This window comes from Sporosarcina sp. Y1011 (genome assembly GCF_057669885.1).
This window is the reverse complement of the sequence record NZ_JBYHFP010000026.1, coordinates 23,703-33,671: the sequence shown is the minus strand read 5'-3', so window position 1 is coordinate 33,671 and position 9,969 is coordinate 23,703. Positions and strand designations below refer to the sequence as shown.

At 41.3% G+C, this 9,969-nt stretch carries 8 protein-coding genes; 2 read left to right on the top strand and 6 right to left on the bottom strand.

Annotated elements, in window-relative coordinates; translation table 11 throughout:
• Positions 1 to 117: 117 nt before the first annotated feature.
• The 5 genes from yhaM to AC25Y5_RS17945 form a co-directional block, all read right to left on the bottom strand.
• Positions 118 to 1,056: a 3'-5' exoribonuclease YhaM gene (gene yhaM, locus AC25Y5_RS17965; RefSeq protein WP_488141477.1), complete on the bottom strand. Its 939-nt coding sequence runs from the start codon at positions 1,054 to 1,056 to the stop codon at positions 118 to 120.
• On the bottom strand, positions 1,053 to 3,956 hold the full coding sequence (locus AC25Y5_RS17960) for an ATP-binding protein (protein ID WP_488141476.1): 2,904 nt from the start codon (positions 3,954 to 3,956) through the stop codon (positions 1,053 to 1,055). Before AC25Y5_RS17960 ends, yhaM begins: the two co-directional genes overlap by 4 nt.
• 9 nt (positions 3,957 to 3,965) lie before the next feature.
• Positions 3,966 to 5,195: a metallophosphoesterase family protein gene (locus AC25Y5_RS17955; protein ID WP_488141475.1), complete on the bottom strand. Its 1,230-nt coding sequence runs from the start codon at positions 5,193 to 5,195 to the stop codon at positions 3,966 to 3,968.
• Between the two features lie 146 nt (positions 5,196 to 5,341).
• The gene (locus AC25Y5_RS17950; protein ID WP_488141474.1) at positions 5,342 to 6,607 is read right to left on the bottom strand and encodes an ABC transporter permease; all 1,266 of its coding nucleotides are present in this window, start codon (positions 6,605 to 6,607) and stop codon (positions 5,342 to 5,344) included.
• The gene (locus tag AC25Y5_RS17945) at positions 6,600 to 7,499 is read right to left on the bottom strand and encodes an ABC transporter ATP-binding protein (protein ID WP_482106258.1); all 900 of its coding nucleotides are present in this window, start codon (positions 7,497 to 7,499) and stop codon (positions 6,600 to 6,602) included. The genes AC25Y5_RS17950 and AC25Y5_RS17945 overlap by 8 nt, the downstream gene beginning before the upstream one ends.
• 175 nt (positions 7,500 to 7,674) lie before the next feature.
• Between AC25Y5_RS17945 and AC25Y5_RS17940 the strand changes: the two genes are divergently transcribed.
• Positions 7,675 to 7,860 (top strand): YhzD family protein, encoded by a 186-nt coding sequence (locus AC25Y5_RS17940; RefSeq protein ID WP_482103270.1) that lies wholly within the window; start codon positions 7,675 to 7,677, stop codon positions 7,858 to 7,860.
• A gap of 136 nt (positions 7,861 to 7,996) precedes the next feature.
• A complete protein-coding gene (gene mgsA / locus AC25Y5_RS17935; protein WP_482103269.1) occupies positions 7,997 to 8,401 on the top strand; it encodes a methylglyoxal synthase in 405 nt (134 codons plus the stop codon).
• A gap of 751 nt (positions 8,402 to 9,152) precedes the next feature.
• Here the strand turns inward: mgsA and AC25Y5_RS17930 are convergent.
• Positions 9,153 to 9,932, bottom strand: coding sequence for an enoyl-CoA hydratase (locus tag AC25Y5_RS17930; protein ID WP_488141473.1), 780 nt, complete (start codon positions 9,930 to 9,932; stop codon positions 9,153 to 9,155).
• Positions 9,933 to 9,969 lie beyond the last annotated feature (37 nt).

Sequence of the window (9,969 nt, the reverse complement as noted above, 5' to 3'; positions counted from 1 at the left end):
GATTAAATTGTATGGATACCCCAACAAATATTATAGAACCATAATTCCATACCCAATGAAAAAGCTGTCTCCGAATGAAGGAGACAGCTTTTTTCTATACTCAATACTAACCCATGTTTAGTCAATAGATGGCTTGTAAAACGAACGGTTGTCGAGCGGGAATATTCTTTCAGTGAATTCACCTGGAGCCGTCTTGCCTAATGCACGATCCAACATATTCATCTTCGCGTCAATATTATCGATATAATGAAGAATTTCTGCCTCTTTCAGCATTGGTCGTTTTGGGCTTCCCCATTCTTCTTTACCATGATGAGATAGAACCATATGTTGGAGCAACATGACTTCTTCCCCAGCTATTTCAAGTTCGTCCGCCGCTTTTGAAATTTCAGTGACCATGATCGTTATATGGCCAAGAAGATTTCCTTCAATTGTATATTGTGTTGCAATCGGCCCCGAAAGTTCAATCACTTTCCCTATGTCATGCAATATAATTCCCGCATACAATAAATCTTTATTAAGCGTTGGATATAAATCTGCCATCGCTTTTCCAAGTTTCAGCATGGAGACGACATGATCAATTAGACCGGAAACATAGTCATGATGATTTCTAGTTGCGGCCGGATATGTCATGAAAGCAGTCTGATGCTTTTTCAGTAAATGACGTGTAATTCGTTGGATTTGCGGGTTTTCCATTTCAAAGAAATACTGCATCAATTCTTCGTAAAGGACTTCTTTACTTGTTGCTGATGACGGGACTAGGTCTGCAATCGCTACTCCCTCAGCCTCTTTTACCGGGCGTATGCTTTTGATGCGCAGCTGATTTTTCCCACGGTATTCATGCACTTCCCCGCCAACTTTGACAATCGAAGCTGCGGCATATGTTTGCGCGTGCTCATCTGTCGTATCCCATAGCTTCGCTTCAATATCACCGCTTTTATCTTGCAAGATAAGAGTCATAAACGGTTTACCTTGTGTGGTAACTCCTTTTGTTGATTGCTTAATTAGTAAGAAAATTTCAAGCGGCTCACCTGCATTATATTCTGCAATTTTCTTCATAAGACGTTCACTCCCTGTGCGCTCCCGATATCGGAAACGTTTAATATTGTTGCATCCCGCCATTTATCCTTCATCGCTTCGTGGCATGTGAAATAAATGAACTGATGCTTGTTTTGTAGATTGTCCAGTAGTTTAATCATACGCGAAAGTCGCTCTCCGTCAAAGTGAACGAACGGATCGTCCATCATTATTGGAAAAGGAGCAGTAACTAGCATAGATTCCGCCAGGGCTAATCGAAGAGATATGTATGCCTGCTCTTTTGTCGCTTGGCTAAGCTCCACAATCGGGTAGCGCATCCCATCCTTCGATAAAACTTCAAAATGCCCAGACTCCGTTACGGTTAGCGATTCATAGTTCCCTCCCGTTAACTCGCAGAACAATTGCTCCGCTACTTCAAGCACTTTAGGCAGCTTTTTTTCTTTCAAATCGAACATCGTACGTTTGATGGCTTCCGAAATCGCTTTGCGTTCAGACCACTTTCGAGAAAGGTCCGTAAGTTCCGATTTTTTCATTTCAAAGAGTTGCAGTTTATGGCTGTAGTTTTCGTCAGTTAAAAGCTGTTCCGTTTTATTGATAAGTGTAGCCTTCTCATTAACAAGAACACTCAACTCCTCATCTATAGATGATTGTGCTGCCGTATTAGACTCCGCTATTGTTGTCAGGTCCTCTACAGTAGTTACTTCGCTAGGAAGTTCTAGAGGTCCGTGGGTCGCCAATTGCGCCTTTACATCTTCTAGTTGTCCTTGTAACTGAAGTGATTCCTGGTGCATGTCATATGCGTTGTAAAACGCTTCTTCCGTGTCCGTTTTTGCTTCAGCCAGCAAATCCTGCACCTTTCCTTGCAATGAGCCTGCAAGAGCCGACATATCTTTTAATTCCGTTCCTTTGCGTGCCTGGTTGGACTTCAATGACTTCATTGTTTCCGCCCGTTCCTTCAGTTGAATAAGGTCTCTTCTCAAAATCTCATAAATCGCTTCTTGGGGTACTGCTTTCTGCAATGCTCTTTCAACTGCGTCTACTCTTTCCGTCATATGTTGTCGTGTCATTTGTCGCCGTAAGTCAGCATCATTCAAATCTCGGTTAACCTCTTGAACTTCCCGTATCATCCGGAATAATTCTGGGACAATTCCGGTTGATGGCATTTCCTTGAAACCGTATAGCTGTAAAAATTCTGCTAGTTCTAACTCAATTTGCTTTCTAATGGTATATGCATTCTCTAGTTCGATTTTCAGTGTATGATGCTTTTTTTTAAGCGCTATTAATGCTTCTTTCAACTCTACTGACTTTCGCTTATACATAAGGATACGCTCTGTGAGTTCTTCCATCTGCCACTCGTTTCCATCATATGCAGCAATTACACTTTCCATCTCCTGTTGCTTTGAAGTGTTTGAAGTCTGAGTTTCTTTTTTTGAATATAAAAAGAATCCTAGTCCTGCAACAAGAACCCCAGCCACACTAATGATCCATTCTTTTTGGACGAGACCAAAGATGATGAAAACGATAGCAAGTAAGAACAGAAGTATAGGTACCACTAACACTTTCTGTTCAACAGGTCTCCCTCCTAGTAAGATGTATGCTTTCGCTTCAGCAAGTTGCTGGCGTATTCTTGGCCAGTTTTGTACACGTCCTAATTCCTCCTCAGAAGGCGCATGACGTTCACTATCACTAATTTCAGATTCTTTATCCGACAACTCATTTTCTAGTTGCACAAGCTGACGATTTATATACCCAATTTGCTGATCACTATCAGTTAGGCCGTGGATAATTTTGTGCATCTGTTCTTCCTTATGAATTGAAACATCTGCCTGGAATAGAGATTGCTCCGCTTCAACTTCCCTGACACCTAGTCGTTCGAGTAGACGTCTTTTTAAACTGGTTAACTGACTCACTTCGTCATCTGCAGCAGCAACCGTAGTTTTCCATCTATGCCACTCAGATTCTTTGGCCAGCAAAACTTCAAGTTCAGTGATGGATTCAGACTCCTGTTTTTCAGGCATGCGTGCCGCCACGATTGCCAATTCTTCTTCCAATCGTTCTATAGACGCTTCGACTTCTGTCAGCTTTCCGACCAGTGTTTCATAACGTCTTATACCCTCTGAAGGAAAGGTTACGTTACCAAATTGTGAAAGTCGCGCTTCAATAGCTCGTTTTCTTTGAAGGAGGGGGAGCAGTAAACGCATAACAGCAAGCCTCTGTGCATTTTGTGACAGTACTTTTTCCTGGCTTTGTAACTTAGCTAGACGTTCATCAATTTCCTGGATTCGTTCAATCGAAGGTGCATACTCGCCTATTTTTTCCTGTTCTTTCTTCAGTTCGATTTCCAAGTCTCGAAGTTCCGCAATTTTAACGTTCATTTGTGGAATTCTACCTGTCTTTTTAAATAACTCCCCCAACTCTTTGTCCATTCGGCTACCAAGCCGCAATAAGGAGTCAACTCCAGTTGTCCCCGACGCAAGAAGAGTTCGGCTTAACTCGTCTTCATCCATTTTCTCGAATCCCTGCAACTGTAAGAGAGAGAACGAAAAGATAGACTCAAATGAAGCGCGGTCGTACTGCCGAAGGAGCATTTTCAACTCCTCGTCTCCGCCCTTCGTTCCATCTTCAAAATAAACAGTGACATCACCAGCGGATTTCCCACGGATACGCTCGACGATGCACTTTCCATAGATATCATCTAAAAGATGCACTTGACCGCCGTACTTACCGCCCGATTTCGGTTCGTAGCGTAAGAGCACATTGTTTTTCAGTGGGAACCCAAATAAGATATGAAGGATAAACTGCTGAATCGTCGTTTTTCCAGCTTCATTCAACCCATAAAACACAGTAGTGCCTGGACCAAAATCTACAACGACATTTTCGTGTTTGCCAAATCCAAAAATGTTCAGTCTTTCAATTTTCATATAAACACCTCATTCCATTTCTGACATTTCTGCCGCAAGCAATGCATTCGCCCCAGCTTTTACTTCCTCTATTTCACCATCAGTTAAAATTTCAAGATATTTGACACCCCGTGCGTGCTGATAGACGTCTTTTAAAACATCCTTCCAGTCATCAACCGTCCAGTCGTCCATTAATCCTACAACAGACTGTACAAGCGCACTTGAAGCCGTTGTGAGATTCATCTGTCTGGCAAATGAAATCTTCTGTATCCAGACGTACGGTTCGTTATCCCCGACAAAATCGCGTAAAACTTCGAGCCATTCTTCTTCAGGCGATTGGTCGAAAAGAATTACGGACTCACTATCGATATCAATCATCAATAGCTCTACAATTCCCGCTCCATTCTGTTGTCGGAATAACTCAAGCGCTTTCGAACAAGCTGACAGCCATTCATTGGCATGACTCATTCCGGCACATGATACTTCCAAGCTGCCAAATACAATCGCTGACGCCTCGACAAAATGAAGTGAGGATTCTGTTTTCGATAGTTCGACTTCATAAAAACCTTTTTTACCTTGTTCGTTGCGATGACGTCCCTGCAAGTTACCAGGATAGACGATAGGAGGGGCATTATGTAACTGTTGCCGTAGATGAATGTGCCCAAGAGCCCAGTAATCATAGTGCTTGGCAAGTAAATCACTTTTTGTAAAGGGCGCATAGACTGCATGTGTTTCATCTCCCGCTAAACTGCCATGCAGCATACCGATATGAAATGGTTCATGATTTTCAGCAATGGGATAACGGTCGATTACCCTATCACGAATATGCCTTTCTTTATAGCTGAAACCATGAATTACGATGTCTTGTCCATTCACGGTGAGTTGAACCGATTCAACCTCCTCAGTGAAAACATGGGTATTTGGCGGCAAGTCAAATCGAGTCCATCTTCCACCAAGGTGATCATGGTTCCCGTGCGATATAAATACGGGAATACCCACTGCATCCAATTTCTTCATTCCTTCGTGAAATTTCATCTGTGCTCGTAAACTACGATTTTCACCATCATAAATATCACCCACGATTAAAACAAAATCTGGTTTCGTTTCTACCGCATGATCAATCAATTTTTCGAATGCGGAAAAAGTACTCTCGCGTACTTGAGTCAAATGATTTTCCGCAAGTCCTGTCATACCTTTAAAAGGGCTATCGAGATGCAAATCAGCCGTGTGGATAAATCGAATTGTTGACAAATGAAACACCTCCTTAATTCAACGAATACTTGTTCTAATTTTACCATATATAAAAAGAATCCGTGAATGAAAGTCTACATGTCTACTTAAATCTCTCATTAATCAAAAAAGTTGCAGGTCAAATCAATATGACCCACAACTTACATTGAACCTAATTATTCCTTACCGAGTTGGATTGCTTTTTTAATATCCTTCAATGAACGTGACGGACCGTACATCAGAACGCCGCCTCGGTAAACGCGTGCGCCGAAGAAGCCGAGAAGGAAAATCGTCACAAGCATAATTGCAATTGCTAATAGCGGTTCCCATACTGGTAATTCAAGCATACCGACGCGTAAGAACATAACAAGTGGAGCAAAGAATGGGAAGAAGGAAGCATATTTTATATACGCCATCTCAGGATTCCCAAGTCCCGTTGCCGCGATCATGAACCCTGCCACAATTAACAGTGTCATGGGCATGATGATTTGCTGGACATCTTCCGTACGACTTACCAAAGACCCTAGAAGAGCCGCTAACGTCGCATAGAGGAAGTATCCTAACAGGAAGAAGATTACTGCATAAACAAGCGTTCCGATATTCAAATTTGAAAAGCCGAAAACAGAAAATAACCCATCTGCCATTTCAGAAGTTGTTGTTTTCAAAGCAATGAATCCTGCTAATCCAAGCAGCACCATTTGCAATAGACCGAGTGACCCTATCCCTGCAACTTTAGCAAACATATGTTTAACGGGTGAAACACTAGAGATTAAAATTTCCATAACACGTGACGATTTCTCTGTTGCCACTTCAGTAGCAATCATACTCGCATAGACGATGACTGCAAAATAAATTAAAAACATTAATACATAGACGAGACCGCGTGCCTGGCTTAGCTCTTCTTCAGACTTTGCTGAAGGAGAGACCGATTGCTGTTCAAACTGTATGGGGGCAAACAATGTCTGAACTTGTTCACCGGACAATGAGAGCTCTTGTGCTTTCATTTCCGTTTGAATTGATTGGAGTGCATCTTGCAACATCATCGGGAGGTCAAATTCCGTAGCACTCATCGATGAATAATTGGCTTGAATCGTATTTGTATCGTTCAGGTCAAGCGTCAAAAAAGAATCAATTTCCCCCTCTTTTACTTGAGCTGTCAGACTTTCTTCCGACTTTGTGGAGACTTCCATCTTAATATCTGAGTCATTCGCATCGAACTGCAGTTTGAGTCGATCCGCAAGTACACCACTGTTATCGACAACTTGCAACACTTCCGAAGATTCACTGTCTCCACCAGTCATGCTATTAACCTTATCGATGATTTTCCCCATATTTGCAAAAAGAAATACTGCAGCAATCATGATGGTCGTTGTGATAATGAATGATTTTGTTTTCGCTTTCGTCATGAAAGCCTGCTTAAAGATGATCATAAATTCACGCATGTTGTTTTCCCACCTTTTCGATGAAAATGTCCTGTAGCGATGGCTCTTCAATCGCAAAGTGGCGAATTGGTCCGGATTTCAAAGCCTCTGTCAGGAGATTGTCCGCAACCATTTCGGATTCCACTTGGTATAGCGCGCCTTCTATGGATTTATGTACGGATGTTACACCTGCAATTGAGTCCAAAAGCGATAAGTCATTGTCTGAATTTATACGTACATTCTGCTTTCCAAATGATCGTTTTACATCACGCAGAGTGCCACTTACAATTTGTTTCCCTTTATCAATAATACTTAGTTGCTCACATAATTCTTCAACGTGATCCATTCGGTGACTCGAGAAAACAATCGTCGCGCCTTCGTTTCTAAATTCTATTATTGCTTTTTTCAGCATTTCAACGTTAACGGGATCCAAACCTGAAAATGGTTCATCAAGGATTAACAGCTGAGGATTATGCATGAGAGAAGCCACTACTTGTATCTTTTGCTGATTTCCCTTGGATAACTCTTCAACCTTTTTATTGGTATAATGCGTAATTTCCATTCGTTCCAGCCATTTATTCATTGCTGCTTTGGCATCCGACTTTTTCATCCCGCGCAATTGGGCTAGAAAAATGAGTTGTTCTTCCACTTTCATTTTAGGATAAAGCCCACGTTCTTCAGGCAAATAACCGATCTCAGGACTTGTTGCATAAGAAATCGGTTTCCCGTTCCAGGTTATCCGTCCTTCATTGGCGTTCAATAAACCAAGAATCATCCGAAATGTTGTCGTCTTGCCCGCTCCATTCGCCCCTAGAAACCCGTACATCGTTCCTTTGCCGACGGAGAGTGTTAAATCATCTACTGCAGTGAAATCACCAAACCGTTTTGTTACATTTTCAAGTAATAATGACATCGTATTGCTCCTTTCATCTTCCCTATTGTTAACTATACGTATCTAGTACGCCGAAGTTTCAATTTAATTACTTTTGTTAAAAATCAGTTTCACTATACGAAGTGTTCCATTCAAATTTCTTTTCCGATTTTTTAGTAGTATAATGAAGGTAATTAGAATGGAAAGGATGAATTAGGTGAGAACATATAAATTGACAGCTTTCGAACCAACAGGGGAATTAATTATTGAAGAAACATTCATGTCTGATACAGACGATGAAGCTAAAGAAAAAGGACAAGTAATACTAGAAGAGAAAAGCCTTTTAGAAAAAACACACCGCCTCGCATCTCCTGCAGGTAAGTTACTATTATTCCATTCATGACAAATAGCACATCTAAGTAGTTTTAACTTCTTAGATGTGCGTATGATTGAAGCAATCATATTTGGTTTAAGCCGAAGTCATTCTATAATAGAAGTAAATATTTATTGTTCAAACCCATAAAAGTGAGGTGCGTAAAATGGAAATCGCATTAATAGCACATGATGAAAAGAAAAATGAAATGGTGAATTTTACGATTGCTTATGAACATATCTTTTCGAAACATACTTTATTCGCAACTGGGACAACTGGAAAAAGAATTATGGAAGAGACCGATTTAGTTGTCACACGACTAAACTCAGGACCTTTAGGAGGAGACCAGCAAATCGGCGCAATGGTTGCGACAGGCGAGCTGGATCTAATCTTATTTTTCCGCGACCCCCTGTTTGCACAGCCTCATGAACCAGACGTCAGTGCATTGTTGCGTCTGTGCGACGTTTACGGAATTCCACTCGCTACAAATATCGCAACAGCTGAACTTCTGATTCGATCCGTTGAAGAAGGCTATTTTTCATGGCGTGAAGTGACTGACAAATATAAGTAAATTGTAGAAAATAAAAAAATCTCTGTGTTTGCGGATAGAAAAAGCAGGCGTAAGTAATTTGATCATACACTGGGCACTACTTGTATAGTTGCTTGGGATCACTTTGAATGAATCAACTTTTATGCGCTTAACGAGAGTTCTCAGTAAGTAGGGATGCGACAAAGTCGCATCCCTACTTACTCTTTTCGGTAATCGTATGGTAGTTGTTCATCCGCCGCTCTCCAAAGACACAGGCACATATAGTGCCAAAGCGTTTTGGGACGAAAGAATAGCTCGCTTCTCTCCATGTGAGAAGCTGCCAAAGATGAAATTTTGGCAGCTCAATCCTTCTTCTATAGTATCCCTGTTTTTATTTTAATGAAGTGTCAATTTCTTATATAGCATCACATAATCTTTGCTAAAAGTGAGCAGAGAACACAATCTTCAACGTTCCAGAGTGACCGAAATTGTATTTTCGGGCACTTACACTCTTTATAGAAAGCTCATCTATTCTTTTCTTTCAAAGAAACTGCACTTTTCACTTGGATATTGTAGGAACGCGGCAGGCGATAAATCACAACAAGATATCCGAAAAGGGTGTGGCGATAAGTGACGGAGTCACTTATCGCCACACCTGCCCCCTCGGTAAATCTGTTGTGATTAATTCGCCAAAAGCGGGCCGAAAATAGCCCAGTGAAATAGCGATTTTTAAGCACTATTCGCTATCGATTTACGCAAATAAATAGTTACTCAACAGACGTACTGCACAAAATTACTTTCCTGTAAAATCAGGTTTGCGCTTCCCTATAAATGCTTGTACGCCTTCTAGGTGATCTTCCGTTTTCCGCATTGCTACTTGTGCTTCACTTTCCATTTCCAACACACTTTCAAGTTCTTTCGTTTTTTGCCCATGAAGGATATTCTTCGATGCAATCATAGCTGCAATCGGTGATGCAAGTAGTTTATGTGCGAATTTCTCGCCAGCTTCGATGCTTTTTCCTTCTGCAGTCACTTCATCAATTAACCCTTTTTCAAGTGCTTCTTGCCCATTCATCACTTTACCTGACCAAATTAGATTTTTAGCTTGAGGGACTCCTACACGTTCTTTTATGAAGAAATGACCGGCACCATCCGGAACTAAGCCAATACCAATGAAGTTCATTGCAAGTTTAGTCTCTTCTTCAACAATAATGTGATCACAACCAAGTACCAGGCTAAACCCAAGTCCGGCTGCTGCACCGTGGACGACTGCGATTGTAATCTGTGGCAACGTGTAAAGTGCTTTCGCAAGGCGGCTCAGATCCACCATGACTTTGCTGATATCCATCGGGCTGTCCGGATTCACCATCTCCTTAATATCTCCGCCTGCCGAAAATGCACGACCTGCCCCATGAATTATCAGTACTTGTACCGTCATATCCTTTTTCAAATCTTCAAATGCATCAGCAATCTCTTTCATCATTAACATGTTCATAGCATTCATCGATGTCGGTCTATTCAACGTAAGACGCGCAAGACGCCCTTCTTTTTTCAATTCAATTGTTGTATACATAAAAAAACACCCCTTGTAAGAAATGAATTACCATTCA

Excerpts from the sequence above, each read along its gene's own strand:
- yhaM (WP_488141477.1), bottom strand. The coding sequence starts at position 1,056 with ATGAAGAAAATTGCAGAATATAATGCAGGTGAGCCGCTTGAAATTTTC.
- AC25Y5_RS17960 (WP_488141476.1), bottom strand. The coding sequence starts at position 3,956 with ATGAAAATTGAAAGACTGAACATTTTTGGATTTGGCAAACACGAAAAT.
- AC25Y5_RS17950 (WP_488141474.1), bottom strand. The coding sequence starts at position 6,607 with ATGCGTGAATTTATGATCATCTTTAAGCAGGCTTTCATGACGAAAGCG.
- AC25Y5_RS17945 (WP_482106258.1), bottom strand. The coding sequence starts at position 7,499 with ATGTCATTATTACTTGAAAATGTAACAAAACGGTTTGGTGATTTCACT.
- mgsA (WP_482103269.1), top strand. The coding sequence starts at position 7,997 with ATGGAAATCGCATTAATAGCACATGATGAAAAGAAAAATGAAATGGTG.
- AC25Y5_RS17930 (WP_488141473.1), bottom strand. The coding sequence starts at position 9,932 with ATGTATACAACAATTGAATTGAAAAAAGAAGGGCGTCTTGCGCGTCTT.